This is a genomic window from Methylotenera mobilis 13 (assembly GCF_000384255.1).
Lineage (GTDB): Bacteria > Pseudomonadota > Gammaproteobacteria > Burkholderiales > Methylophilaceae > Methylotenera > Methylotenera mobilis_B.
In genome coordinates this window covers 2,509,525-2,536,472 of the sequence record NZ_KB913035.1, presented here as the reverse complement: position 1 = coordinate 2,536,472, position 26,948 = coordinate 2,509,525, and the positions used below count along the sequence as shown (strand labels likewise).

At 41.8% G+C, this 26,948-nt stretch carries 30 protein-coding genes, 2 tRNA genes and 1 pseudogene; 13 read left to right on the top strand and 20 right to left on the bottom strand.

Translation table 11 applies throughout. The features are described 5' to 3' along the window. Positions 1-67: 67 nt before the first annotated feature. Positions 68-1,105 (bottom strand): tRNA preQ1(34) S-adenosylmethionine ribosyltransferase-isomerase QueA, encoded by a 1,038-nt coding sequence (gene queA, locus A391_RS0112075; protein WP_019899612.1) that lies wholly within the window; start codon positions 1,103-1,105, stop codon positions 68-70. Between the two features lie 62 nt (positions 1,106-1,167). Between queA and A391_RS0112070 the strand changes: the two genes are divergently transcribed. The 4 genes from A391_RS0112070 to A391_RS14520 all read left to right on the top strand — a co-directional run bounded on the left by A391_RS0112070 (position 1,168) and on the right by A391_RS14520 (position 3,153). Further along, a tRNA-Leu gene (locus A391_RS0112070) sits at positions 1,168-1,252 on the top strand. Positions 1,253-1,498: 246 nt separating this feature from the next. Then, entirely contained in the window at positions 1,499-2,644 is a 1,146-nt protein-coding gene (locus tag A391_RS0112065; protein ID WP_019899610.1) for a PQQ-dependent sugar dehydrogenase, read from the top strand. 138 nt (positions 2,645-2,782) lie between these two features. Continuing rightward, a complete protein-coding gene (pqqA, locus tag A391_RS14720) occupies positions 2,783-2,854 on the top strand; it encodes a pyrroloquinoline quinone precursor peptide PqqA (protein ID WP_012777389.1) in 72 nt (23 codons plus the stop codon). Between the two features lie 155 nt (positions 2,855-3,009). After that, positions 3,010-3,153, top strand: a complete 144-nt coding sequence (locus tag A391_RS14520; protein ID WP_019899609.1) for a hypothetical protein — start codon at positions 3,010-3,012, stop codon at positions 3,151-3,153. An 88-nt stretch (positions 3,154-3,241) separates the two neighbouring features. On the opposite strand, the gene A391_RS0112055 is transcribed toward A391_RS14520, so the two are convergent. From A391_RS0112055 to A391_RS0112040, 3 genes are all read right to left on the bottom strand, one after another. Beyond that, a complete protein-coding gene (locus A391_RS0112055; RefSeq protein ID WP_019899608.1) occupies positions 3,242-3,550 on the bottom strand; it encodes a thioredoxin family protein in 309 nt (102 codons plus the stop codon). A gap of 150 nt (positions 3,551-3,700) precedes the next feature. Next, positions 3,701-4,318, bottom strand: a complete 618-nt coding sequence (locus A391_RS0112050) for a LexA family protein (protein ID WP_019899607.1) — start codon at positions 4,316-4,318, stop codon at positions 3,701-3,703. A gap of 409 nt (positions 4,319-4,727) precedes the next feature. Continuing rightward, the gene (locus A391_RS0112040; RefSeq protein ID WP_019899605.1) at positions 4,728-5,060 is read right to left on the bottom strand and encodes a DUF4144 family protein; all 333 of its coding nucleotides are present in this window, start codon (positions 5,058-5,060) and stop codon (positions 4,728-4,730) included. 283 nt (positions 5,061-5,343) lie between these two features. On the opposite strand from A391_RS0112040, the gene A391_RS0112035 reads away from it, so the two are divergent. After that, the gene (locus tag A391_RS0112035) at positions 5,344-6,123 is read left to right on the top strand and encodes an ankyrin repeat domain-containing protein (protein WP_019899603.1); all 780 of its coding nucleotides are present in this window, start codon (positions 5,344-5,346) and stop codon (positions 6,121-6,123) included. Between the two features lie 9 nt (positions 6,124-6,132). Here A391_RS0112035 and A391_RS0112030 read toward each other — a convergent pair whose 3' ends face one another. The 3 genes from A391_RS0112030 to A391_RS0112020 all read right to left on the bottom strand — a co-directional run bounded on the left by A391_RS0112030 (position 6,133) and on the right by A391_RS0112020 (position 8,296). Beyond that, on the bottom strand, positions 6,133-6,699 hold the full coding sequence (locus A391_RS0112030) for an antibiotic biosynthesis monooxygenase (protein ID WP_019899601.1): 567 nt from the start codon (positions 6,697-6,699) through the stop codon (positions 6,133-6,135). 61 nt (positions 6,700-6,760) lie between these two features. Beyond that, entirely contained in the window at positions 6,761-7,387 is a 627-nt protein-coding gene (gene ycaC / locus A391_RS0112025) for an isochorismate family cysteine hydrolase YcaC (protein WP_019899600.1), read from the bottom strand. A gap of 48 nt (positions 7,388-7,435) precedes the next feature. Further along, positions 7,436-8,296: a pirin family protein gene (locus tag A391_RS0112020; RefSeq protein WP_019899597.1), complete on the bottom strand. Its 861-nt coding sequence runs from the start codon at positions 8,294-8,296 to the stop codon at positions 7,436-7,438. A gap of 113 nt (positions 8,297-8,409) precedes the next feature. On the opposite strand from A391_RS0112020, the gene A391_RS0112015 reads away from it, so the two are divergent. Then, positions 8,410-9,300, top strand: a complete 891-nt coding sequence (locus tag A391_RS0112015; protein ID WP_019899596.1) for a LysR family transcriptional regulator — start codon at positions 8,410-8,412, stop codon at positions 9,298-9,300. 80 nt (positions 9,301-9,380) lie between these two features. Here A391_RS0112015 and A391_RS0112010 read toward each other — a convergent pair whose 3' ends face one another. The 4 genes from A391_RS0112010 to A391_RS0111995 form a co-directional block, all read right to left on the bottom strand. After that, the gene (locus A391_RS0112010; protein ID WP_019899595.1) at positions 9,381-11,588 is read right to left on the bottom strand and encodes an OsmC domain/YcaO domain-containing protein; all 2,208 of its coding nucleotides are present in this window, start codon (positions 11,586-11,588) and stop codon (positions 9,381-9,383) included. Between the two features lie 348 nt (positions 11,589-11,936). Then, positions 11,937-13,130, bottom strand: coding sequence for a hypothetical protein (locus tag A391_RS0112005; RefSeq protein WP_157261360.1), 1,194 nt, complete (start codon positions 13,128-13,130; stop codon positions 11,937-11,939). Then, positions 13,105-14,331, bottom strand: coding sequence for an IS256 family transposase (locus A391_RS0112000; RefSeq protein ID WP_019897592.1), 1,227 nt, complete (start codon positions 14,329-14,331; stop codon positions 13,105-13,107). The genes A391_RS0112005 and A391_RS0112000 overlap by 26 nt, the downstream gene beginning before the upstream one ends. A gap of 44 nt (positions 14,332-14,375) precedes the next feature. Continuing rightward, on the bottom strand, positions 14,376-15,047 hold the full coding sequence (locus A391_RS0111995) for an NACHT domain-containing protein (RefSeq protein WP_029144166.1): 672 nt from the start codon (positions 15,045-15,047) through the stop codon (positions 14,376-14,378). A 252-nt stretch (positions 15,048-15,299) separates the two neighbouring features. Here A391_RS0111995 and A391_RS0111990 point away from each other — a divergent pair, with 252 nt between their 5' ends. From A391_RS0111990 to A391_RS14770, 5 genes and pseudogenes are all read left to right on the top strand, one after another. After that, positions 15,300-15,878 (top strand): hypothetical protein, encoded by a 579-nt coding sequence (locus A391_RS0111990; protein ID WP_019899594.1) that lies wholly within the window; start codon positions 15,300-15,302, stop codon positions 15,876-15,878. Continuing rightward, positions 15,862-16,947, top strand: coding sequence for a hypothetical protein (locus A391_RS0111985; RefSeq protein WP_019899593.1), 1,086 nt, complete (start codon positions 15,862-15,864; stop codon positions 16,945-16,947). The genes A391_RS0111990 and A391_RS0111985 overlap by 17 nt, the downstream gene beginning before the upstream one ends. Positions 16,948-16,964: 17 nt before the next feature. Then, positions 16,965-17,159, top strand: a complete 195-nt coding sequence (locus tag A391_RS0111980; RefSeq protein WP_198291937.1) for a hypothetical protein — start codon at positions 16,965-16,967, stop codon at positions 17,157-17,159. 29 nt (positions 17,160-17,188) lie between these two features. Continuing rightward, entirely contained in the window at positions 17,189-17,332 is a 144-nt protein-coding gene (locus A391_RS14470) for a hypothetical protein (protein ID WP_019899590.1), read from the top strand. Between the two features lie 21 nt (positions 17,333-17,353). Then, positions 17,354-18,418: pseudogene (locus A391_RS14770) on the top strand (recombinase family protein); the annotation flags it as partial. Between the two features lie 522 nt (positions 18,419-18,940). Here A391_RS14770 and A391_RS0111965 read toward each other — a convergent pair. Then, positions 18,941-19,017 (bottom strand) — tRNA-Arg (locus tag A391_RS0111965). 159 nt (positions 19,018-19,176) lie between these two features. On the opposite strand from A391_RS0111965, the gene A391_RS0111960 reads away from it, so the two are divergent. Both A391_RS0111960 and A391_RS0111955 read left to right on the top strand, forming a co-directional pair. Beyond that, on the top strand, positions 19,177-20,046 hold the full coding sequence (locus A391_RS0111960; RefSeq protein WP_019899588.1) for a c-type cytochrome: 870 nt from the start codon (positions 19,177-19,179) through the stop codon (positions 20,044-20,046). Positions 20,047-20,144: 98 nt separating this feature from the next. Next, positions 20,145-20,978, top strand: coding sequence for a symmetrical bis(5'-nucleosyl)-tetraphosphatase (locus A391_RS0111955; protein WP_019899587.1), 834 nt, complete (start codon positions 20,145-20,147; stop codon positions 20,976-20,978). On the opposite strand, the gene A391_RS14005 is transcribed toward A391_RS0111955, so the two are convergent. The 8 genes from A391_RS14005 to A391_RS0111915 form a co-directional block, all read right to left on the bottom strand. Continuing rightward, positions 20,973-21,761: a lysophospholipid acyltransferase family protein gene (locus tag A391_RS14005; protein ID WP_019899586.1), complete on the bottom strand. Its 789-nt coding sequence runs from the start codon at positions 21,759-21,761 to the stop codon at positions 20,973-20,975. The genes A391_RS0111955 and A391_RS14005 overlap by 6 nt on opposite strands. A 129-nt stretch (positions 21,762-21,890) precedes the next feature. Next, positions 21,891-22,679: a GNAT family N-acetyltransferase gene (locus A391_RS0111945; protein WP_019899585.1), complete on the bottom strand. Its 789-nt coding sequence runs from the start codon at positions 22,677-22,679 to the stop codon at positions 21,891-21,893. 263 nt (positions 22,680-22,942) lie between these two features. Continuing rightward, positions 22,943-23,395, bottom strand: a complete 453-nt coding sequence (locus A391_RS0111940) for a glycine zipper 2TM domain-containing protein (protein WP_019899584.1) — start codon at positions 23,393-23,395, stop codon at positions 22,943-22,945. 39 nt (positions 23,396-23,434) lie between these two features. After that, the gene (locus tag A391_RS0111935; protein ID WP_019899583.1) at positions 23,435-24,391 is read right to left on the bottom strand and encodes a carbohydrate kinase family protein; all 957 of its coding nucleotides are present in this window, start codon (positions 24,389-24,391) and stop codon (positions 23,435-23,437) included. A 136-nt stretch (positions 24,392-24,527) separates the two neighbouring features. Next, positions 24,528-25,091 carry a TetR/AcrR family transcriptional regulator gene (locus A391_RS0111930; protein WP_019899582.1) on the bottom strand — a complete coding sequence of 188 codons (564 nt, stop codon included), beginning with the start codon at positions 25,089-25,091 and terminating at the stop codon, positions 24,528-24,530. A gap of 63 nt (positions 25,092-25,154) precedes the next feature. Then, positions 25,155-25,934 (bottom strand): hypothetical protein, encoded by a 780-nt coding sequence (locus A391_RS0111925; RefSeq protein ID WP_019899581.1) that lies wholly within the window; start codon positions 25,932-25,934, stop codon positions 25,155-25,157. Positions 25,935-25,949: 15 nt separating this feature from the next. Beyond that, positions 25,950-26,375 (bottom strand): CopD family protein, encoded by a 426-nt coding sequence (locus A391_RS0111920; protein WP_019899580.1) that lies wholly within the window; start codon positions 26,373-26,375, stop codon positions 25,950-25,952. Beyond that, positions 26,376-26,876: a peroxiredoxin family protein gene (locus A391_RS0111915; protein ID WP_019899578.1), complete on the bottom strand. Its 501-nt coding sequence runs from the start codon at positions 26,874-26,876 to the stop codon at positions 26,376-26,378. Positions 26,877-26,948 lie beyond the last annotated feature (72 nt).

Here is a 26,948-nt window from a genome sequence, read left to right as displayed (position 1 = left end):
GTCAGAACACTATGAAACTTTGTTCAATTAATTCTAATGATTATTTTTAATCAACGTACTATTTTTATTACAATTTTGGGTCTAGCTTTTCAATTAGCATCGCATCGCCATAACTAAAGAATCGATATTGATTATCTACAGCATGTGCGTAAGCTTTTTTAATATTATCTGTTCCTGCAAACGCAGAGACTAGCATGAGTAAGGTGCTTTTAGGTAGATGGAAATTAGTCAGCAGGCGGTCAACCACATTAAACCGATACCCTGGTGTAATGAAAATATCTGTATCTCCTTCGCCAGCGGCCAGCGTACCACTTCTTGCCGCACTTTCCAAAGCGCGCATTGCGGTTGTACCGATTGCTGCGACAATGCCGCCATTCGCTTTTGTTGCTTCAATTAAGGCGACGGTTTCTTGTGGCACATGGAATAGTTCGCTGTGCATTTTGTGGTCTGCCACGTCATCTACACGGACGGGCTGAAATGTACCCGCGCCTACGTGCAGGGTAACATAAGCGATATTTACACCTTTAGCTTTGAGTTGCTCCAAAATCTCTGTGCTGAAGTGTAAGCCTGCTGTAGGTGCAGCCACTGCGCCTAGGTGTTTTGCATATACGGTTTGGTAGCGCTCTTCATCATGGTTTGTTGCACTGTGGGTAATATAAGGAGGCAACGGCAATGCACCATGTTGCTCCAGTAAATCAAACACAGAAACATCACTTAAAAAATGTAATTCGAATAAGTCGTCATGACGTGCAGTGACTTCAACATCAAATGCCTCGCTAAGGGTGATGCGGCTTCCAATTTTAGGTGCGCGCGATGCTCGAACGTGTGCATAAGCAGTATTTTGGTTAATGACTCGCTCAATTAATACTTCGACATTACCGCCAGAGTGCTTGTGGCCAAATAGGCGTGCCTTGATCACTCGGGTGTCATTAAAAATAAGTAAATCACCAGCGTTAAAGAAATCAGGAAAGTCTAAAAACTGTTTATCCGTTAATTCACTGGTCGCGCTATTCAGGTATAGCATGCGACTAGCTGTACGTTCAGTGGAAGGATGTTGTGCAATTAATGAAGAAGGTAGATAAAAATCGAAATCTTGGGTTTTCATATGGCTGATAGCTTGCTATAATAGCGGAATCGCAATTATACAGGAATGTATAATTCCAAGAGGCCCAGGTGGCGGAATTGGTAGACGCACGGGACTCAAAATCCCGCGCCGCGAGGCGTGCCGGTTCGATTCCGGCCCTGGGCACCAAAATAATAAAAAAGGCTTCTCTTTGAGAAGCCTTTTTTATTTCCATCTTGTATTTTCTAAAAACACATCTCTCAAATTGTCACTTGCTACAAAACAAAAGAGATATCTGTATTGCTGGACTGGTTGCTTTTTCAACTTGAATTTATGATGATAAACTTGGTCGATCACATGATGTGAGCAATTTTTAGTGTTTGTTTAATCACAAATTGATAGTAATTAACTAACTGATGTTGAAGAGATGAGGGAATGATGGCTAAGTTAATGAAGGCACGAAAACTTATTCTTTTTGGTTTGCTATTGTTGTTAGCGACAGTTGGTGTTGCAATTTATATGCCTTTGTCAGCAGAGCAAGCAAATACAACTACTGTTAAAAATGTCGCGCTTAAGGCTATTGCTTCAGGCCTAGCTTCTCCTTGGAGTGTCGCATTTTTACCCGATGGGAAAATACTGGTGACAGAAAAGCCAGGGCGCTTACGTGTGATTGAACATGGGAAGTTATTAGCAGCCCCAGTTGCAGGTGTTCCGATTGTGGAAGAAATAGGGCAAGGCGGTTTGCTCGATGTCGTACTGCACCCTAATTATCGTGAAAACGGTTGGCTATACCTGACTTATACCGCCAAAGATCAGCAAGGTGTTGGGGTTGAGGTCATACGAGCAAAGCTACAAAACAATCAACTGCAGCAGCAAGAAATGATCTTTACACAAAGACCGAAATTACAAAAAGATCATCATTTTGGCTCGCGTATCCTATTTGACCAACAAGGGTATTTGTATATCACATTGGGCGACCGTGGCGAGCAAGAGCGTGCGCAAGTGATTAGTCATCATATTGGTAAGGTAATTAGATTGCATGATGATGGTCGTATTCCAAAAGATAATCCTGTCATCAGTCCATCTGAGCAATCAACTGAAGCATACACATTCGGACATCGTAATGTTCAGGGGGCGGCAGTGAATCCATGGACAGGGAAAATATGGACGCATGAGCATGGTCCACAAGGTGGCGATGAAATTAATATTTTGCAAGCAGGTGTGAATTATGGGTGGCCAGTGATTACTTATGGCGTCAATTATTTTATTGGTACCAAAATAGGTGAGGGCACGCACAAAGCAGGCATGGCTCAGCCTATTTATAAATGGGTGCCATCAATTGCTCCTTCAGGGATGACGTTTTATACCGGTGATGCTTACCCTAGCTGGAAGGGGCAGCTCTTTGTCGGGTCACTGAAGTTCCAGACCTTGGTTAAGCTAAAGCTTGATGGCGATAAAGTGGTCAGTGAAGAGCGCCTATTCAAAAATGTTGGTAGGGTGAGGGATGTGCGTCAAGGTCCTGATGGTTTGTTATATATGGTTGCAGATGACAAAGTGTTTCAGCTGAAACCTGCGTATTAACTTAATTATCTTTTCATGATTTTACTTAGCTGCTGTTCATGAACAACAACAGGGTTGATTGTTTGAATCAGCGCATAATTCAATCACACGAACAAGACAGCCGTCGGTTCTTACAAGATTAAACTTTGGAGAAATATTATGTGGACAACACCAGCAGCTACAGAAATGCGTTTTGGCTTTGAAGTAACAATGTACGTAATGAACAAATAATTATTGTTCATGCGTTACAATAGGGAGCTTAGGCTCCCTTTGTCATTTGTATGACATGAAGCTGGCTTATAGTTACCTACTATTAAAGCATTCGCCGAAGTTACCCACTTCACTTGTAATAAACAAGAAACCAAAAGTTTCTTTAGGAGATTTAAATGAATATCAATCATCATGATGAAACACGCCAAATTGCCGTGTTTGAATCAAACAAACTTATCCGTTTTATTTTCACCGCAGTATTTGTTGCTGCCGTATTTATCGTTCCACCCGTCGTCACCATACAGTTTTTCATGGTCTAGTATTTAAAATTTGCTTGCTTGAAATCAGTCAAAGCATACGTTCTTAGAATGGCTTGTGATGGGATCATTTGAAGATAGTTGACGTTTGTCATTTAAGCATATCTAAAGCATTCGTAATGGCTTCCAGGTTTGATGGGCGAACAATTCGTTCGATCTCGACGCCGTCCTTTAAAAAAATGAGGGTTGGCCAAAGTTTAATCGCATAAGTACGTCCTAGGCGTTGACCTTTGCCATCTTCAATGTTGATATGTTTGATATCTGGATAGCCTGCGATTGCATGTTTAATGATAGCTTGAGCAGCTTGGCAATATCCACACCATTCTGCACCGAACTCCACCATCACACCACCTGAAAGCTGATCTAAAAATTCGCGATTAATCGGTGTGGCTGGTTGCATATGTTTAATAAAGCTTCTTAAAGAATATATTGAAAGATACCAGTTACTTAGCTTATATATACCCATGCATCCCACAACTTTACCCACAGAAATTGTGGAGTAATCTTGAAGAGGTGGTGTTGGATATTCAAAACAACTACCTGAGTTAGATTATTTAAAGCGCCTAAAAGAGCCTGTCACCACACCCCAAACTTCAAAGTTCATTTCTTCTGTGATGTTAATTGGAGCGTAAGTGCCAGTAGAGTTTGCAGGGAGTAGGCGAATATTGCCTTCTTTGGTTCTACTTAAGGTTTTAATCGTAAACTCACCATCAATGACCGCTAATATAATATCGCCGATAGAGGCAATTTTTGAGCGGTCAACTACCGCTTTGTCACCTGGCAATAAACCAATATCCACCATTGAGTAGCCTTGAATCGTCACGAAGAAAGTAGTGTCTTTTTTATCAATGAGAAAATCATTAGGGTCTAGCCTTTGCTCTATATGTTCTTCAGCAGTGCTGGGTTGCCCTGCTGATACTTTTGAGCTAAATAATGGTAATTCAACAGATTGTGTATTTAAGGCGGGAAATTCAAATTGAGTTACTGCATCTAAGTCGGACATCATTTTTTTTCGTTGATAAGCTGCTAGGAAGTCTTTGATGACAGGCGCTTGACTGGTTGGGACTCTGAGTACAGATGTTGACTCGCGAAACTTTCCTGAGCCAACCTTACGGCCCGCACCTTCGCGCTTTCCACCTGCTTTGCTGATTTTAAATAAATCATTCATTTAATTAATGTTACGTTAATCAAAACGAATACGCAATCAGATTCGTAGCATTACATTAAAATGACTTAAATGTTTAGCATATTTTCTAAACTAATTAATATGCGCTGAGTCTTACAATTGAATATATTAATTAGGACTTGGTATGAGCTCAAACTTTAACAATCAGCCCGATATGCATCATGCTATCAATGCTCATCAAGTAACAAATTTGGATGAAATGGTAGCCATGACTTGCTTTTGTAAATTACGAGAAACATGCGTAGATAAAACAAGCGCAGCATGCATGAAGCACAGAAATATTTATCAAGAGTTTATGCTTTCAAGAAAATAGCATTCAATTACTTTAAAAGGTTCAGATCTTAAGTGCTAATGCAGCCGCATACTCAGTGTAATGTGGAGTAGTTTTTTATTAAAGACAATGAAGTGCGTCTTCAATAGATTTAGCTGAAAATTTTGATATGCAGCACGCTCCATGGTTGGATAAATGCAATTTTACCAACATAATTACTTCGTCAAGTGACAGAATATCATCAGTTTTTAATAATGTTAGCCGTTCAGCTTTGTGAAGATTAAAAACATGTCCACGTTTATCAATCAGAATGTCTTGCGGCTGAAAGTACATGTTGCTGATATTTTGGTCATTCTCAAATTCAAACTTATTTGTAATTAACATCAACTCATCATCTGCATGAAGTTTGATGACGGCAGGGAACTTCACTAAATTCAAGTTGGATTGACTCATGGTACTTATTATATTCAAATCATCTTATGTTGGCGCAACAACAGATAAGCTTATCCTCTGTTGTGATGAATTATAATAAACTGTGCACCTAATACTCGCCGATTGTTGAAACAATAAACGTCATACCCCTGTGATTAATTTAACAAAATTTGCTCCACTTCGTAACCCAAGTTATTATTAGTTCTCAACTATTGTAATGATAATTATTCGCTATTAGTTGAAGGTAGCAAAAGTGGGTTTAATTTAATTTAACTTAAATGATGGAATAATTAAGTAATCAACTATGGCAGTGAAACATCCTTTTTTCGAATACCTTGGTGAAAATTACCCATACGCGCTTGAAGCGCGCTTTGACCGCATTTTGATCAAGATTGAGCAGTTGTGGCATACACCGCAGATACACGATTACTTTAGTAGCTTAATTATTGATTCTCGCGGAGGCCGACAAGGGTTTCCTAAGGATGTGATTGACGATATTCTCAGACTTAGACAAGTGCGTCAGTCTCAATATATCCGTGAGTCAGAAGGGATAGAGACTGCTATCAATGAGTTGAAGCGGCTGGGTATTGAGCGCAATGACGAGCAGTTTTTACGTGCGGTGAGTGATGGCGATCAAGCGGTAGTTGATCTTTTTGTGCGTAGTAATTTTAATATACATATTGCTGATGAAGAGGGTACGCCGGTTTTACTTCTTGCTTTAAAAAAAGGCTACACAGTGATTGCTGGTATATTAATTAACAAAGGTGCAGATGTTAATGCCTATGATAGGAGAGGGGTAACACCACTTTTGCTGGTATGTGGTAAGCAGATGCATGGCTATAAAACAATCGCAGAAATGTTGATTAAAAGAGGGGCTTATGTCAATGACAGAGATAGCCTTGGCTTTACTCCATTATTACTTTCACTTTCAGGCGGTACCGCTGAAGTAGCTGAACTGTTGATTGAGAGAGGTGCTGATGTTTTTGCGCGTGGTAAAAATGGAAAGTCTACATTAGCACTAGCCAACAGTTCGGGTAACACTCACATTGCTGAGTTATTAAAAATGAAAGGCGTCACAGAATAAACGCTGGTGTTAACTAAATAACCATTGATGTACTAATTTGGTATAGCGCGGCATGACGACATACACCATCATGAATACTACAAGAAATGTAATACTCAATACCTTTAGCTCATGATTTAGGCTAAGCTGTGTAGATGTTGATAGCCAGTCTACTAGTGCTGATATAGTCAGTACTAATGGGAAAATAGCCGACCACGTGATGAGGAATTGCTTCCACTTTGTGGGTAGTTTGGCTTTTGCCTCTCCAGGGGTGAACCAAAAATCTAAGCCGCTACGAACAAAGAATTGATCATCGTCGATTAGGTATGGCTGTACTTTCTCAATGAGTTTTTTTCTATCCTCAGATTGCATCCAGGTAAGTAAGTTTTTGCGCGTGTCAAACCGGATAATCACAGTATAGGTAACCGTAGCGCCAGGAACGGGATGTACGATGCCCACCCCTAAGTGCCCAGGATATCCCTTAGAAACTGGAATGATTTCCTTTAACCATGCTTCATAATTGTTTTTAGCGTCATCTTTCACGTGGTGTAAAATTACAACAGTCGCTGTTTGTTCAGTGTCTGGTGTGGTAGTCATGCTGTCATCCTAAATCTAGTAGATCCCCAAGACGCGACGAAGTGTCTTGGGGTGTTGATAGTTATTTCTTCGCTGTCAGGGTGCTGTATGAGGTCATCAGGTTGCGATAGTCAGGGATATGGTTTGAACAAAGTGTGGCTAATCCTTCAATATCGTTGCGCCAATCACGATGTAACTCACATGCAACGCCAAACCATGTCATCATTTGGGCGCCAGCAGCTGACATGCGATCCCATGCTGCATCGCGTGTCATTTCATTGAATGTGCCTGATGCATCTGCTACCACAAACACTTCAAAACCTTCTTCAATTGCAGATAAAGCGGGGAATGCTACGCATACCTCTGTCACAACGCCTGCAATGATAATTTGCTTTTTGCCTGTGGCTTTAATCGCTTTAACGAAGTCCTCGTTATCCCAAGCATTGATCTGGCCCGGACGTGCGATGTAAGGTGCGTCCGGAAACATTTCTTTCAGTTCTGGCATGAGTGGACCATTCGGACCAGATTCAAAACTGGTCGTGAGGATCGTTGGCAGTTTGAAAAATTTTGCGGCATCTGCAAGTGCCAGTACGTTATTTTTGAAGCGATCTGGGTCGATATCACGTACCAATGATAAAAGGCCTGCTTGGTGATCTACTAATAATACTACTGCGTTATCACGGTCTAGACGTACATATGGTTTGCTCATGGTTTTTCTCCTTAATAAATCATCTGAAAATAAAATAATCGTTTAACGCTATGCTGCTACCAAGCGGCCATGGTTGTAGTCATCAACTGCCTGGTTTATTTCTTCCCAGGTATTCATGACGAAGGGGCCGTGGCCAACCACTGGTTCATTTAGCGGCGCCCCATTTAATAACAATAAAACTGCGTCTTGCTGTGCTTCTAATACCAACTCTGTACCATCAAGCTGCATCACAGCAAGTTCTGCAGGTTGGATCTGGTGAGCATCACCTATCTTAACTAGACCATGCAGGACGAATATGGCAGTGGTATGACCTTCTGGTAAAGTGAATGCTGATGTACTTCCTGCGTTCAACCTTACATCCCAGACATTCATTTCACTGAAAGTATGCGCTGGCCCTTTTTGCTCTGCAAATGCACCTGCAATCACGCGCACTATGCCTGCGTCATTAGCAAGTTGAACTTCTGGAATTTGTGCACTCGTAATACCTTGATAGCCTGGTGCAGTCATTTTGTCTTTAGCCGGAAGGTTTACCCAGAGTTGAATCATCTCGAAAGGTCCACCTGTTCTAGCGTAATCATCACCATGGTATTCCTCATGAATAATGCCTGAGCCAGCTGTCATCCATTGCACATCACCTGGGCCAATAGTGCCACCAGCATTAGTAGAGTCATGGTGCGAAACTTGTCCATCGTAGACGATGCTCACTGTCTCAAAACCGCGGTGAGGGTGTTTGCCTACGCCTCGACGTTGCTTGGTTGGTTCGAAACTTGTTTTTGCTGCGTAGTCCATGAGTAAGAACGGTGACATCTCTTCATGAATATCTCTGTACGAAAAAATGCTTTGCACAGGAAAGCCATCACCTACCCAATGATTGCCATTGCTGCGTTTGATAAATGCTAGTTTTTTCATGATATTTTTCCTTTATTTCTGTGCTGCGTTACGATGGTTATCACTATAAACACATGACAAATCATAAACTAGATGGTTAAATATGAAATAACTTTTCATTTGATTGAACAATCATGGACTTCAATGAGTCTGCAGTATTTGTAAAAGTCGTGCAGGCCGGCAGTTTCAGTGCTGCAGCGAGGCAGCTTGGTTTGCCAACTTCAACAATAAGCACCAGAGTTTCTAGGTTAGAAAAGAGACTGGGTATTACCTTGTTGCAGCGCACAACGAGGAGACTAAGCCTTACTGAGGCTGGGACTGTTTACTATCACCATGCATCTCAGGGTCTTAGTTATTTGCTAGAGGCAGAGGCTGCTATTGACGAAGCTCGAAAGCGGCCTCAGGGTAAGTTAAAAGTGACAGCGCCTGCAGACCTTGGTGATAGCATGCTAGCTAAGTTGATAGAGCGTACACAGCTAGAGTTTCCTGAATTAGAGATGGAATTGATTTTGACTGACCGCTATGTTGATCTAGTGGCAGAGGGGGTTGATGTAGCTATACGCACGGGTGATTTACGTGATTCCAGTCTAGTAGCAAAGTCACTGGGAACAATACACTGGGCAATATTTGCTAGTCGTGATTATTTAGAGAGGTCTGCACCATTAGACGTTCCTCATGACATACATGCTCATCATTGTTTACAATTTACCCCAATGGGGCGGGATATTTGGAATTTAAGTAATATTGAAAGTAATCTCAGTATTCCACTACAAGCACGCACGATGGCCAATAGTATCGGAATTGTTAAATCGATGGCAGAAAATGGGCAGGGGATCGCACTATTGCCTGCTTTTATCTGCAAACAAGGATTAATTAGTGGTGATTTGTTAAGAGTCCTCCCTGACTGGCAAGGTAAAGCGGATCCTGTCCATTTGGTATACCCGAAGCAGCGATTTATGCCACCGAAATTGCGCGCATTTTTAGATCTTGCACAAAACGAGCTAGTGTCACAATTTATTTGCTAGGCAATTAGGCTTACACCAAAAATATTGGCAAACAAATAAAGATTCACGTTATTTGCCCTCAACACAAAGGCCTTGACTCGTCATTTTAACTGGCTTAATAACCAATTGGCACGCGCCTTATGCAACTTCCTGTAGCTGTCAATTAGTCGATGGTGTCTGTCTAGCCCCTCCAACTTCATACTGGTTGGTGTTAAGCCAAAGAAGCGAACGCTGCCGTCGACCGAACCCATAACGGCATCCATCCTATCATCACCAAACATGCGGCGGAAGTTGACCTCATAGTCGTCTAACTCTAGTTCATCATCCAGAGCCACCTCCAGCACTACATTTAAAGCTTGGTAAAACAACCCACGCTCTAACGTGTTGTCGTTATACTGCAAGAAGGCTCCCACTAGCTCATGCGCCTCATCAAACTGCTTCAATGCAAGATGAATGAGAAGTTTCAACTCCTGCACTGTGAGTTGACCCCAGCCAGTATTTTCATCAAAATCAATGCCGATTAAGGTGCCGATATCGCCGTAATCATCCAGCTCGTTATTCTCTAAACGCTCAAGTAGTGCTTCCAAACTCTTATCATCTAGTCGATGTAGGTTCAGAATGTCCGAGCGGAACAGCAGTGACTTATTGGTATTATCCCAAACTAGATCTTCTACTGGATATACTTCTGAATAACCAGGCACCAATATTCGGCAAGCTGTCGCGCCTAGCTGGTCATACACTGCCACATAGGCTTCTTTGCCCATGGCTTCGAGAATGCCAAACAATGTCTCAGCTTCTTGTATATTGGAGTTTTCACCTTTGCCAGAGAAATCCCACTCAACAAAATCGTAATCCGCTTTAGCACTGAAAAAGCGCCACGACACAATGCCGCTAGAGTCAATAAAATGTTCAACAAAGTTATTTGGTTCAGTCACTGCCTCACTTGCGAAGGTTGGCTGCGGTAAATCGTTTAAGCCTTCAAAGCTGCGCCCTTGCAGCAATTCAGTCAAGCTCCGTTCCAGTGCCACCTCTAAGCTTGGGTGTGCGCCAAACGAGGCAAACACACCGCCAGTGCGCGGGTTCATCAAGGTGACGCACATCACTGGATAGACCCCACCCAGTGACGCATCTTTAACCAGTACAGGAAAGCCTTGCTCTTCCAGACCTTGAATGCCGGCCAGAATTCTCGGGTATTTCGCCAGCACAGCTTGCGGTACATCAGGCAGGGTGATTTCACCTTCTAGAATTTCGCGTTTGACAGCACGTTCGAAAATCTCCGATAAGCATTGCACTTGTGCTTCTGCTAACGTGTTGCCGGCACTCATGCCGTTGCTGACGTAGAGATTTTCAATCAGGTTTGACGGGAAATAAACGATCTCTCCATCTGACTGGCGAACAAACGGCAACGAGCAGATACCGCGCTCAATATTGCCGGAGTTGGTGTCAATAAGGTGCGAGCCACGTAACTCGGCATCAGGGTTGTAGATATCTAGCGTGTATTCATCGAGAATTTCTTTCGGTAACGCATCTTTGCGGCCGGGCTTGAACCAGCGCTCGTTCGGATAATGTACAAACGCTTCATTAGCAATATCTTCCCCCCAGTACGACCCGGCATAGAAATGGTTGTTACTCAGGCGCTCGATATACTCGCCTAAGGCTGACGCCAAAGCACTTTCCTTAGTGGCGCCCTTGCCATTGGTAAAACACATCGGCGAATGCGCGTCGCGGATATGTAGTGACCACACATTTGGGATGATATTGCGCCATGAGGCGATTTCAATCTTGATACCTAAACCCGCTAGCAAGGCAGACATATTATTAATGGTTTGTTCTAAAGGTAAGTCTTTACCAGCAATATAGGTAAGTGTGTCGTTAGCTGGACTCATCGCCAGTAGCGCCTGTGCATGAGCGTCTAAATTCGCGACTTCTTCAATCAAGAACTCAGGCCCAGTTTGCACCACCTTTTTAACCGTACAACGGTCGATGGAACGCAAAATCCCTTGGCGGTCCTTGTCGGAGATATCTGGCGGCAACTCGATTTGAATCTTGAAAGTTTGCTGGTAACGATTTTCCGGATCAACAATATTGTTATGCGAAAGGCGGATATTTTCGGTGGGAATGTTACGTGTGTCGCAGTACAGCTTCACAAAGTAAGCTGCACATAAGGCTGATGATGCTAGAAAGTAATCGTAAGGGCCTGGCGCTGAGCCATCGCCTTTATAGCGGATAGGCTGATCGGCAATCACCGTGAAATCGTCGAATTTAGCTTCAAGACGTAGCTTATCAAGAAAGTTGACTTTAATTTCCATGGGATTATTCCGAAAATGCTGCAAAAAATGATGAGGACACTATTATCCCTCACAACGCTAATACCGTGTAATCCATCGATGTATTTCAAATCCACTGCTTAAAATGATTTAGGTCTTCCGTGTAGAGCACGAAATTTAGTCAGTATTGAGGTGCAAGAAAATCTAAAATTTACCGATGCGAGATACATAAGAAAAAAGTCTTACAGTCGTTAAACTGTAAGACTTTTTTATATGGCGCGCCCAAGGTAATGAAGATGGGCACTGGCAGGAGTTAATATTTATAATTTGATTTATTAATTTCCCTAACGATAGAACTACAATCTAACTTTTTAAGAGTGAGCATCTTTCTTAAAATATATTAATTTTACTTTCCTCTAGATTTACTATTTTTTCAAGTTGTAAGATTTCTTCGGAGAGGTTATTCACTGTTGATTTTATCTCGCTAAAAATAGCTAAATGCTTTTCCTCAGAGAGTATATCAATACAAGATAGTACCGTTGATCCACTGTCAAAATGCAAGGAGTTGATATTTTTTGTCTTAGATAATTTGTAAATAAAGTCATAGTTTTCATGGAGGCACTCTAACACTTTAAAGAGAATTTTATGACTCATTATAGATAATTCATCATTACTGTTATCTTCTGAATAAAATGCTCTGCAATTTACCACTCTTTTGTTTTCATCAAAATCAATCTTTAGCTCGCTTTTTATTATTAAAGTCTTTGTTTTTTCCCATGAGGTGCACTGGCTAAGATATTCTTTTGCTGATTTAATTATAGGTAATCGATAATATTTTGCCCAACGGTACTCATCAATTAATTTCAAAAACTGTAGCACTTGTATCCATTTATATTCTTTACGTTTTCTTACAGAGTCGTAAAACCTCTGCGCGGCTTCATCAATACAATGTTTTATAAATGAGGCGGCATAATACTCTTGCACGCTCTGATGAATAAATGTTGTATCGTATCCTTCCACTTGCATTAAACATGCAACCTGAACAATATCATGTTTGAAATCACTCATTTTGCAATTGTGCTTTGTGAATTGTGATGTTTTTTGGTAGGCGGTCTCAAAAGACGCACTTTTTAAACTGCGCAGATGACCTGCTTGCATAGACATAAAGCAAAATGCTTCAAAAAATCGCTGTAAACTGGCGTCATCTAATCCACTTTTACATTCTCGTGTAAATGCAATTTTTGATTTATCGTGAGCGGTGAATACTGTTTGAAATAGTATCTCAAAGAACTGTGGCAATTCTGCTGGTATATCCCTTTCAGCCCTATAAACAAAAGCAGCTAATGTAAGCATTAGAGGTGTGGTTAAAAGTGCTGATATTTTAGATGCTTCAGAAGACAGCGCTTTAAGTAATTGATTTCTTAAAGTTGGGGGTACTTTAATTTTTGTTAAAAACGGTTCAAAATCATTGCTGTTTAGAGGCGAGATTTTAATAACAGAAAAACGAACGGATTTTTGAATATGAGGGTGTCCCGAATTTTGTGTAAACGTCGGTTGATTACTGCTGAGGCATCCTCTCTTCAAATTGAATAGTAAACCTATTTAAAGCAGGTTTCCAATCACGTAGTGGCATCGTCCATTTCTTGCTGATGTTTTGCAGCGCCAAGTAGAACAATTTCATCACAGCTTCATCATTTGGAAATGAACCACGGCTCTTCGTCACTTTACGTAAACTCATATTCACCGATTCAATCGCATTGGTGGTGTAGATGATTTTGCGTATTTCTGGTGGGTAATCAAAGAACGGTATGATACGCGCCCAGTTGCTGCGCCAGGATTGTGCAATCGGTGGGTAGGCATCATCCCATCTTACTTCAAACTCAGACAGATATTGTTCTGCTTCATCAATCGTTGACGCGGTATAAACGCGCTTTAAATCAGCAGCCACAAGCTTACGCTTCTGCCAGCCCACGTAATTCAAGCTGTTACGCACCATATGCACAATACACAATTGAACCGTTGCCTTGGGATAGACAGTTTCGATCGCCTCAGGAAAGCCCTTTAGACCATCCACACAGGCAATGAAAATGTCCTGTACCCCTCGATTCTTGAGTTCAGTCACAACACTTAGCCAGAACTTGGCACCTTCGGTCTGGGCGATCCACAACCCCAATACTTCTTTCTCTCCCTGAATGTTGATGCCGATGGCAAGATAGACTGCCTTAGACCTGACCGCACCGGTATCTCGTACTTTGGCATGGATGCAATCCAGATACACCACTGGGTAAATAGCATCCAATGGGCGAGACTGCCATTGCTTCACATCTTCAACCACAGCATCAGTGACCGATGAAATGAGCGTAGGTGACACTTCAGTGCCATACATTTCAGCCAAGTGGCCTTGAATCTCACGCACCGTCATGCCACGCGAGTACAGGGAGATGATCTTGTCATCAAAGCCTGTCCAGCGTGTTTGATGTTTAGGAATCAGTTGCGGTTCAAAACTGGCATCACGATCACGGGGAATCTCAATAGGCAATTCACCGAATTCACCCTTGAGCGTCTTACGGCTTTTACCGTTACGGGCATTGCCAGTGCCATTCATTACTGCTTCGTGTTTGTCATGGCCAAGGTGTTCAGCCATCTCAGCTTGCAGCGCACGTTCAACCAGTGCTTTGGTGAGTTGCTTGAGAAGACCATTCTCACCAATCAGGTCTTCTGGTTTTTTATAGTTAGCTAATAAGCTATCAATTAGATCATTGGGTAATACTTTTGGTATCGTCATTTTTATTCCATTCCTGAAAATAGCAGTTTCCTGCAAAATGACGTTTACACAAAATTATTTACACCCCCTTGAATATCCCTATCTGGTCGACTTGTTACAATTACTTGAAGGCTTGAATATTTCACAGAAAGGCATTCTAGTTCCTCCATTACAGAAAGTATGTGCTTAGATGGAAGTTCATCGAATCCGTCAAGAAGTAAAACTATTTTTCCCGACTTTAAATAAAACTCATACAAAGCATCATTTATTACAAATCCCAAATTATCTAATCCCGCTTTTATTGCATTTTCTAAAGATAAGTGTTTTTCAATAGTCCTTAATTCAATAAAAATAGGAATTCTTCCAGTGCTATTTTCTTTAAGTTCTTGCAAGCATAGATATCTAAGAAATACAGATTTACCCTGCCCAACAGTACCTTCAATAACATAGTTTTGTGCTGTGGGTATTTTTGCTAGGCTGTCTACACTTCTAGTAACTTCATCTGAAAAAATAATTCGTGGGGCATAGTACATTTGAGATATACGAACATCTTTTGTTTTCTGCCAGATCGTCCTCACTTTATCGTAAACAAGAACTTTCCTTACTAACTGTTTGGCTTTAGCGTCATTTTTCCATTCGTTTAGCTCAGTCTCAAATTTTTCTTTTCCAAGATTGTATAAGTCTTCTAAAGGCTTTCTTAAAAGACTCAATGCTAAAGCTGCGGGTGTCGCTACCATTTTCTATCCTCAAAGTTATTTCCCGTTTATGTAACACGGGGGGCTATAAATACAACATATTAAATCACAAAGTTACCTCTTGACATAATAGTTAAAATTAATGTAATTTATGACTTGGCTTGATAGACGCCAGTCGCTCACCTTAAGGCGAAGTCCCAGAGATACTATTAATATCAAGAAAATCTTTTTCTTAGTTACAGCATTACTATGAGGTGAGCGGTAGGGATTTGCTGTTATTACTAGGAAATTGAAATGTCACAAACAATTCATGTAATTCGTGCAAGTACAGTCAAAAAACTTCGTAATGAAGCGCGTGCACAAAAAAAATCCCAAAACATACCATACCATGAGGCTTTAAATCTCGAGGCTAGAAAGCTTGACTTTAATAATTGGGAGCACCTTCAAAAGTCAGCAGCAATAACCGCCGTTTCTGAAGAGTCGTATAGGAGGGGCTTCGCTATAGCTATGGATGTAAAGGATGCTACACAGAATCCTCCTTCTAAAGACAGTCACTTTATTCATGATCATCAAATAGGTTCCCTTATCTACTTGGATTTCTTGTCGCAAAGACAATACAAGCGTCAAGAAGATTTAAATGAAGATGAAAGGTATTTTCTTGAAGATCTAGAAATTAATTTTGTTTATTTTCGCTATTCAGGTCAAACTCCAAAAACAATTGAGGATGCATTTAAAATTGCAGAGGAAGAGTTTTTCTTTTTACCCGAGTATATTTGGTTAAAGGGTAAATGGTATGACCATTTTGGAATATTTGATTATGAAGAATCATTAGTATCATTAAAAGAAGAGATGGAAAATGATCATTTCTTCTAATTTTAACTTTCTGATCTCAGGCTTTGACACCATCGAGTGTGCCTACTACTTAATCCCGACTGATCAATTCCAGTTGGATTTTGTTTCGCTTGCAGTTCAGAAAGAAAACCTCACACGCGCTAAAAATAGCAAACAACAAGCCATCAAGCTAGGCTCAGAAGAATTTTTGCTCGCATCACATGGCACGACAAGCGGTTACCCGTTTGTGATCGAAAACGAAGCATTCATTATTCAATTTGGTGAGTTTAATAAACCCAATTTTTATGTGAAATTTCGCAGCATTGCACTATGGCATCATGGCGCATTAAAACTGCATGAGCGTTTCTTAGCATGGGCTTCATCTGTTGGGATGATGCCATCTCAACCTGAGAGGCTATCAAGGGCAGACTATGCCTTTGATTACTTTCTGCCTGAGCTGGACTTTGATGAAGATAGTTTTATCTCACAGGCAACGAAAGACAATCAACACCGTAAAAACGGCAAAATCCAAACGCTTAAATTCGGCACAGATAAAGTCGTGCTGCGACTCTACAATAAAACCGACGAGATCAACGAGATAAGCCATAAAACATGGTTGTTTGATCTGTGGGGGATTGATCATGATGTTTGGCGGATTGAGTGGCAAGTCAGAAAAGACTATCTGCGCCAATTAGGGATTAGCTCATTTGCGAGCTTGGCAGAGCGTCAAGGCGACTTGCTCAGAGTCTTAGTGAAAGATCATACAACACTCAGAGTTAAATCAAACGATAGCAACCGATCACGCTGGGCTATCCATCCACTTTGGCTGGACTTGATAGAACGAGTGAATCAAATGGATGGGCTAGGCGTCATTAAAGAGCTGGATGAGCTGGCGCTACTTGAAGAACGACTCACTAGGATTGCCATCAGTGTGTATGGCTACGTTAAAAGAGTGGCTGCCATTGATGCCTTATACACAGGCAATGAAAAATCCTACATGGATGAAGCCTTTCAACATTTACAGAATAGGGTCACAGAATTACATGATCCTTTGACTTGGCAGCAAGATGTAAATCGCAGAGCCAAAGAAATGAGATTGGGCGAATGGTAAGCGCACACCTCTTGCAGATGATAATAACGTTGCTTAATGCACGTAAGAGCAAAATATTAACCTATGCACAGGTAGGTATGACTGAGCATCAGTTCAAAGCCTATAGAAGCCTTGTGTTGGACGAGCTAGGTAAAGAGGGCTTGGAGTCAGAATTAGCAAAATTACTGGATGAAGGAAATCATCTAGTAGAAAACAGGAATGGGCAGGAATAGACTATGCGCGAAAGGGGGTGCCATCATGAGTGGAAGAAAGTTCAAACCTAGAAATTCGTTTCAACACTCAGCATCTCGCACTTAGTATTCTTGAAGAAGAACTCGCTTTAATTGAATCAATCATGCCTGATCTTATTCTTGCAATGATGCAGGAACATCAAGACGATGATTAAAAGGTAATAGGAGAACACCTCATGCACGTCGCACTCTATGCTCGCGTTTCTACCGTTAGACAAGCTGACAACGATCTATCAATTCCTGATCAGTTACGACAGCTCAATGAATGGTGTAAAGCTAACGGGCATTTGGTCGTGCATGAGTACATCGAGCCTGGCGCATCTGCCACCGATGACAAGCGTCCTATATTCCAGCAGCTCATCAATGACGCATTACAAAAACCACAAACCTTTGAAGCGATCATCATTCACAGCTTCTCACGCTTCTTTAGAGACGCCATCCAATTCGGTGTGTATGAACGCAAGCTCGGCAAAAACAAAGTCAAAGTATTTTCTATCACACAGCAGACCAGTGACGACTCAGCGGGTGAAATGATGCGACGCATCATTAACACCTTCGATGAATACAACTCAAAAGAAAACAGCAAGCACACCTCACGCGCCATGAAAGAAAACGCACGTCAGGGCTTCTTCAATGGCTCAAAACCACCGTTTGGTTATATTGCTGCCTCCACAGAAACCGACGGCAGTCATGGACGCAAAAAGAAAAAGCTAGAGATCAACGAAGCAGAAGCAGGGATCGTGCGCATCATCTACGATCTCTATTTAAATGGCTATCAAGGCAAACAGATGGGATGCAAAGAGATTGCAAAGCATCTTACGGATAAAGGCTTACTCATGCGTGGTAAATCATGGAGGATTCAGAAAGTCCATAAAATACTGTCTGATCCACTTTACATGGGTGATTACTATTTCAACGTCATTGACTCCAAGACCAAACAAAAGCGACCACCAACCGAGTGGGTCAAAACTAATATACCCGTGATTATCGACGCGGAGAAGTTTGAGCAGGCACGCACGCGGCGCCTGCTGCGTGCGCCCGCGAAAACGCCACCGCGCATTACTACATCACCCACATTATTAACTGGACTACTCAAGTGTGGCGTATGTGGTGGCAGCATGACATTAGTCACTGGCAAAAGTGGGCGCTATAAATACTACAAATGCACCACACGACAAAACAAAGGCAATCACGCTTGTTCTAGCAGTAACCACCCAATGGAAGCCACTGATCAACAAGTGCTCAATAAACTCGCTGAAAAGGTTTTTACGCCTGAACGCGTGCATAGCATGATGACTGCACTCCGTAAGCGTATTAAAAGCAGCAAAGACACACAGCAACAACGCGTCAATGAACTGAATCGCCAATTAAAAGTAGTTGAGGAACGCCAACATCGGCTATTAGATGCCATCGAAACAGGCATCGTTGATCTTGATGAGACAGTACAACGACGTGCACAGCAGCTCAAGTCTGCGCGAGAAGCACTATTGATAGAGCAAGCAGGGGTTCGACGTGAACATTCCCTCCCTGTAGACCAGCTCAAAGCCAGCCAAGTAGACGCGTTTGCTAAGACCTTAAAAGCTAAACTGCTTGCCAAAGACTCTGCCATCGCAAAAAGCTACTTGAATCTATTAGTGGATGAAATTGTAGTGAAAGATAACACCGCCACAATAAGAGGCAGCTATGGTGCGTTAGCGCATGCGGTAACAATAGACGATAAAAAAGTGGGTCACCTGAAACAAGTGCCCACTTCTATATCTGTTTGGTGCGCCCGGCGGGATTCGAACCCACTACCCTCGGCTTCGGAAACCGATACTCTATCCAAATGAGCTACGGGCGCTTAAGTGACGTGGCATTATAGCAAACTGACGTGTTGTTTGCGGGCTTATGCTACTGAGATTGCATGAAGTCTTGATATTTTTTGCAGATGTGTTTTTTACCTTAAGCTAAAGTGTAGGTATAATAAGATTTTTATCGATAATTTTCGGGAATAAACGTAATGAGCAATGTAGATAATCAAGCTAACGGCTACTCTCTAGGGCAAATTTTGCTCGCAGTTTTTGCTGGTATCGTTGGTATTGTTGCATTTGTGGTGATTGTCGCCAAGATTTTTGGCGTGACAGATCCAGTTGAGGTTGATGAGCCTGTTGCTGTCGTTGCAAAGCTTGAAGAGAACATTAAGCCTGTTGCGGTTGTTGAAGTTGCTGAAGAGGTTTCTGGTGAGCCAGTTGGTAAGTCTGGTGCAGAGGTAGTTAAGGCTGTATGTTCAATGTGTCACGCTGCTGGTTTAATGAATGCGCCAAAAATTGGTGACAGCGCTCAGTGGGCGCCGCGCATTGCACAAGGTTATGAAACTTTGGTTAAGCATGCGATAGAAGGTATTCGTACAATGCCTGCGCGCGGTGGCAATCCTGCGTTAACAGATGAAGAAGTGGCTAGTGCAGTTGCTGAAATGGCAAATGCTTCTGGCGCTAAATTTACAGCACCTGCACCAAAAGCAGCTCCAGCCAAAGCAGCCGAAGTTGCGCCTGTAGTGGCTGAGCCAGCTAAAACTGCTGAACCAGGGAAGGCAACTGACCTTGTTGCAGCAGCTGCCGCATCTGCACCAGCAGTAGCTGGCAAAAGTGGCGAAGAAGTTTATAAATCAGTTTGCTTAATGTGTCACGCTGCTGGATTAATGAATGCACCAAAATTTGGCGATAAAGCACAATGGGCGCCACGCATTGCTCAAGGTTACGATACTTTGGTTAGTCATGCTGTTAAAGGTATACGTACAATGCCTGCAAAAGGAGGAAACCCTGCATTATCAGATGCAGAAGTTGCTGCGGCCGTAAAACATATGGCAAATGCAGCGGGTGCTGGGTTTTAATTAGATATTTAGTTTAAAGTAGTGCATTAAAAGCCACTTATTGTATAAGTGGCTTTTTTATTAACGAGCTATTTTAATCATTAAGGCGGTGTTGAGTTTTGGCTACTTATGCAATAGGAGATATTCAGGGTTGCTATCATGCTTTTCAGGCACTATTGGCACGTATTGAGTTTAACCAAGATAAAGATAAGCTTTGGTTAGTGGGAGATTTAATTAATCGTGGCAGTGGTACATTGGAAGTGTTGCGCTGGTGCTACGCACATCAAGATAGTTTACGTATTGTTTTAGGTAATCATGATTTACATGCATTAGTAGTGGCTGAAGGAATCGTTTCTGCACATAGAGGTGACACGCTTGATACCTTACTCGCCGCCGAAGACTGCCATGTTTTGTTGGCTTGGTTACGCAACCAGCCTTTAATCTACCAAGAGGCTGATTATTTAATGGTGCATGCAGGTTTGTTACCACAATGGACTGTTGAGCAGTCGCTCAGCTATGCCGCAGAGGTGGAGTCAGCATTGCGTGGCAAAGACTATTTGCATTTTCTAACACACATGTATGGCAACTTACCTAATCATTGGGATTCAGATTTGTCGGGTGTTGATCGTCTACGCGTGATTACCAATGCGGCCACTAGATTACGCATATGTACGGTAGAAGGTGAAATGGAGTTTAAGTTTAAGGGGGAGTTGCAGGATATTCCTCATGGATATCTACCTTGGTTTGATGTGCGTAATAGAGCAAGTCGTGATATGCAGGTGATTTTTGGTCATTGGTCTGCGCTAGGTTTGCAACAGCGAAAAAATGTATTTGCCTTAGATACTGGGTGTCTATGGGGTGGCCAATTAACAGCGATGAATTTAGATACAAAAGCGATTGTGCAGGTCGACGCTCACCCTTTAGATCGACCAATTCAAATTAAAAAGTCATAGCATAAGTTGCTTGCGAATCAAGCTTTCAATATGCTGTGTGAGTGACCGCCTGTCCATTGCCTCATAATCTGGTGGTGAAATTGGAGCTAGAAAATTCAGTACGATCACTGGGTTTTGTTGCAACAGCATATTACGCATCGATTCGACCAAAGTAGTTTCCCCAGCGTAAGCTATTTTGGTATTGATGCTTCCATCTGGATTAGGGTAGTGAATTGCCACTGGCCAAATATGAGATTTTGCCAGAATCGCGGCCTGTATTAGGCTGCTCTTAAAAGGCTTAACTTCTGAGCCATCAGTTGTAGTGCCTTCAGGAAAAAAACATAAATTATCACCACTTTGTAGGCTGGCGTAAGCCGTCTCGATAGTGCGTTTAGCATCTTGTCGTTTGCTACGGTCAATAAAAAGTGTGTTCGCTTTAGTGACTAGGTAACCAAAAATAGGCCAGCCTTTAATCTCAGATTTCGCAATAAAGCGTAATGGAGTCACGCTGTTGAGTGCATGAATATCAGACCATGAAATATGGTTAGCTACCAGCATTGAGTTGGAAGAGGGTAGTACACTATTCGGTGGTGGGCTTCCGATAACGTTTACTTTGATATTGAATGCCGCAAGTAGTCTGCTACACCACCATTGAATCAGTTTCGCTTTTATTGTATTGCCAGCGAATGGAAACAAAATTGAGGCAATCAGTAGACCAATCAATGTGTGTAACAGAACGCGCGTTACCCTAAAGTAACGAGTGATCCTGTTGGTTGGATTGGTGTTGAGTTTTATGCTTTGCAAAGTAATAGGCTAGTCAATAAGTCGACTTTTATTCTACATCAGTTGAGTAGTTACATTGATGAATAATACGTTATACACCTTACGCTAGTTGATTGCCTTCACAAATCTACGCTCTATTAGCGATGCAACTTATTTTAAAAAATGTGCCGCATACCTTGGATTGATTCTTGATAATGGCAACATCACGAGCATATCCGCTGTATTAAAGTAGGGGTCCCATGCTGGTTCGCCACAAATGTACGCACCTAAGCGTAAATAACCTTTAATTAGCGGTGGACATGCAACTTGTAGGTTATTGTGTAGCGCTTGTATTGGTAATGGGTTGCGCGCAAATACACGGTATTCTAAAGGTGATAGATATTCATCACGTAGTTTGTTGTAAAGGCTCGCTGCACTGTGGCCGCCATCAGACATACTTACGCTGCCGCAACCTATCATATATTCATAATTGTGAATTTGCATGTATTTTGCAAGGCCAGCCCATAACATGGTGATCGTGCCACCATTGCGATAGTTCTGATGCACGCATGCTCTACCTACTTCAACTGTACGGTCAAATAGGTGGGATAGTCGACTTAAATCAAACTCTCCAGCAGAGTAGTAGCCGCCTGCTTCATTTGCTTTTGATGGGCTTAAAATTCTGTATGTACCAATCACCTGATTAGTACCACTATCTCTGACGATTAAATGATCGCAAAATTGGTCAAAGCCATCAATATCTAATCCGCCAGTACCCGAAAGCTGTGCGCCCATTTCTTCGGCAAACACTTTATAACGTAAACGCTGTGCTTCTTCAATTTCAGCCTGTGTGTGTGCTAAGTTTACATAAAGTCTGCGTTGTGAAGCTGGCTCTTGGTTCCGTGTGTTAACACTGTCAATAAAGCTCAAATCTTTGCGTATTATCAAGGTGCTCTCCATGAAATTTATCTATTAAGATTGAACAGCACTTTAAAGTGTAAATATGAAGAATTAATGACGCGTAGATGACGCGTAGATGACGCTTTGTTGACAGCGTATTGATATGCCCAATGTTGTTATGTCATGTCTGGTAAAGCTTAGGGCAGGAGATGTTTGGCTTAAGTCTGCTATGTTGCTAGATTACTTAGAGTGTGTGATAGCATAAGCCAAGCTGCTTCAACTATTAAGACAGTATGGCTTATGTTTGCTTCTGTGGGAGCGGTTTAATGGGATACTCGAGTTGTACCACCACTTTCAATTAGACGCACTCTTTCACCAGCGGAAAATGCCTCGTCAGCTTCTTGCACAATAGCAAGTAGGCCACCACCATCAAGTTTGACAGTGATTTCTAGTGCATCTTTTCTGGTTGCGACCTCTTCTGCCGCAGAGCCTGCAATACCACCAACAACAGCGCCAATGACAGCAGCAATCGTGCTACCTTTGCCGCTACCAATTGAACTGCCGGCAATGCCGCCAATTGCGCCACCTGCAACCGTACCTATTGGTGATTTTGTCCCTTCAAGTTTTACCTGACGTACGCTTTCTACGGTACCTGTTCTTACAGTTTGTGTTTTTCTAGCATCTTCTCTGCTATATACAGAACCTGAATTAGAGCTTGCACATGCTGCTAAAAAAACGCTGAGTAATGTGATGACGATCAGTCGACTAATATGCATTTTCTTTTCCTTTGTTTAAGTTGACGGTAATCAATTAAATTAAGCAGTGATGCCTTCTGTTAATGCTGTTTGATTCACAAGTGCCTGCGTATAAATTGCTTCAATATCTGCACGTGTTGGCGTATGGTTTTGTCCACCTCGGCTAGCGATTTTAATTGCGCCCATGGTAGAGGCAAGTCTGCCACATGTTGGCCAATCCCAGCCTTTAGAAATACCATACAGTAAACCTGCACGATATGCGTCACCACAACCTGTTGGGTCAACAATCTCACTAGCTTCAACGCAAGGGATGTCAAAGCGTTGACCGTCAGCATAAATTTGAGAGCCTTTGCCGCCTAGTGTCACGATGAGTGCTTTTACTTTCTGCGCTAATTCGTCGAGTGACAAACCCGTTTTATCTTGAATAATTTGTGATTCATAATCATTCACGGCAAGATAATCAGCCATTTCAATAAAGTGCAGTAGCTCTTCACCATTAAACATAGGTAAACCTTGCCCCGGGTCGAACAGGAAAGGAATCTTTGCATCGAAACATTCACGTGCATGTTGAAACATACCATCTCGCCCATCCGGAGCAATGACTGCTAGGCTTACATCAGCCGCATCATTCACGCTATTCTGGTGTGACTCTGTCATCGCGCCTGGGTGGAATGCGGTGATCTGATTGTCATCCGTATCGGTGGTAATAAATGCTTGAGCAGTGAAGCTGTTAGGAATAGTTTTGATGTGAGTAGTATTGATTTTGTTTTTGTTTAACCATTGGGTGTACGTACCAAAATCCTCACCTGCTGTTGCCATAATTAGCGGATTACCTTCCAGTAATTGCAAATTGTAGGCGATATTACCAGCGGTGCCGCCAAACTCACGGCGCATTTCAGGGACATAAAATGCCACACTTAAAGCGTGAATCTTGTCAGGCAAGATATGGTTTTTGAATTTATCTTGAAACACCATAATGGTGTCAAAGGCAAGTGAGCCACAAATGAGTGTATGCATGAAATCAATGATGAACTGAAAAAAGAAACATTATCTTAGGTATTTACTAAGATAAGCAAGTGATAGATTGGGCAGGCTGGAGATAAACTAGAATATAAACCGTTAAGATCCTATTACCTGCTATCAGGGAGTGGCTCTAATGCTTGAGAGCACCGTCAATTAAAAATTTTGCAGCCGTTTTTGCATATTTAATTGCGCCAGAGCCACGTTTCATTTGTTCGGCTTGGACTGCACCTTCAAATAGAAGGGAAAGTTGCAGAGCTAAACCCTCAGCATCTTTAATATTAGCTTCTGTCGCTAAATGATGAATATATTGCTTGAACTGTTGTGATTGCTGCGAAGAGAGTTGATGAACAGGGTTGTCCTCTTTAGGAAACTCTGCCGAAGCCTTAATGAACCCAACGCCATGAAAATCTGGTGATGTTACCCACTCTTCAATGTAATCAAACAGTTTTTGAAGTTTTTCGGTCGGTTGCTTGGTGTTGGTACTTAATTTGTCGTTAAGCCAGTTTTGAAAATCTTGGTGGCCTTGTTTTAGTACTTCAAGAATCAATACTTCTTTACTGCCGAAGTATTTGTACAAGGTCATTTTAGTCGTTCCGGCGACAGCCACAATCGTATCAACTCCAGTTGAGTTAATGCCCTGCGTTTGAAATAAATTGCTCGCAGTAGTGAGTATTTTTTCACGTAAGCCAGTCATACTACGATTATACTAATCTGTATAGGATGATTGCAACTATTATTTTTGAGCATTAAGTAGAGGTTATTTCGATGCTGCCATTAGCATAGGGGTGAAGTTGCATTTCACTTTTTCTAAATAGTCATTCGCGATGGCTAAATCCTCTAGGTTTGAAGGTAGTTTTCCACCTACTACATTTTCTAAATAGATAGCCTTGTGTTTGTCTGGCATTAATAATGCCTCAGGGAACTGGCATGTGCCTTGACGCATCAGCTCATACTTCGCATACATTTGCGTTGCGTCGTGGGCGGTTAAAGGCTGATCATCTTTTTTCGCAACTATTGAGGTATTGTCCTTATTTAACTCAGCATTCACATGTTCTGTCGATTGCTGGTCTTTTAAGAAAGGTGCCCATATTAATGATGCGCAGACAGCCAATGCTAATGTAGCTGCAATGCTGTAAGTAACAGGCTTAGATAATGCGGGTTTGATTGACTTTGTGATGACAGGTTGGGTTTGAGCAAGAATAAGTGCACTAGCTGCTTTTTTTGCGTGAGTTAGGCTGTTGCTGGATGGGTGAGTAATATTTTGCTGCGCGGCATTACGAGCGATCAATACGATATGTTCGGCAAGAATCTCAGGGTTTTCTGCACCTAAAGTTTGGGCTTGTGTGATGCAGTAATCTAATAACAATGAGTGGTTGGCATTGCTTAAATGGCAGTGTTTAAGCATGTTCGGTGCTTTTAGCCAGTCGTTAAGAATATCAAACAAACTTAATAAGCGACCCTCAGGTGTGTCGCTTGATTTTGCTAGCATGTAGATTAGCCAAGACGAGCTCAATAAATCCGAATCATCATAATTCATGCTGATGGCTTTCTGTTAAAAAGGTTTTACAACAACCAGTATTACGACTGCTGTAAGCAGGATGACAGGTAATTCATTAAACCAACGGTACCAGATGTGACCGTGTTGGTTTTTATCTTGGTTGAAATCTTTGACGAGTTTCCCACAGTAAAAATGATAACAAACAAGTATCGCCACGAGTGTTAGTTTTGCATGCATCCACGCACCAGAGATGCCGTATCCCAACCATAGCCAGAGGCCAAATCCGAGTGCGAGTAAGGCAAGTGGTAGCATAAAACGGTAAAGCTTTCTTTCCATTAGTTTTAGCTGGTCAGAGGTTGCTTGGTTTGGTGTTTGTGCGTCTAACACCATTGCATGATTAACAAACAGTCTTGGTAGGTAGAATAAACCAGCAAACCAGCTAGTGATGAAAATAATATGAAGCGCTTTAATCCAAAGCATTTATACACCCAGTTCTTTATTTAATAATTGTTGCAATGCAGAAAAATCTAATTCACCTATTGTTCTTTGCAATAAGTCACCTTCTTTATTATAAATAAATGCAGTGGGTGTTAATCTCACTTTGCCAAACAGCTCTGTCATTTCCGCCTGTTGGTCATACATCACTGGAAAAGGTAAGTTTTGTGCTTTGCTGTAATTCTTAATTTGTGAAATTTCGTCATGAGGCATAGCAACAGCGATGATTTCAAGCCCCTTGGGTTGGTAGGTATGGTAGGTTTTAATCAGGTCGGGCATCTCTTTGATGCAGCCAGGGCAGTCTGTGGCCCAAAAATTAACAATCACCACTTTATCTTTTAAAGATGCCATGGAAATTTGTCTGCCATCAAGGGTGCTAAATGTTACGTCAGGCGCCTGTGGCTTTTTGGTAAGCTGTAAACCAAGTAGCGCGAGCAGTGCGATAATTACAATGGGTAGTAAAGATTTTTTTAATAATTGATTCATACGGATAGTCTAACTTTATTTACGGTTTTTTTCTGTGGTTTTTCAATAAATTTTATAATGAATCTTTTTGAA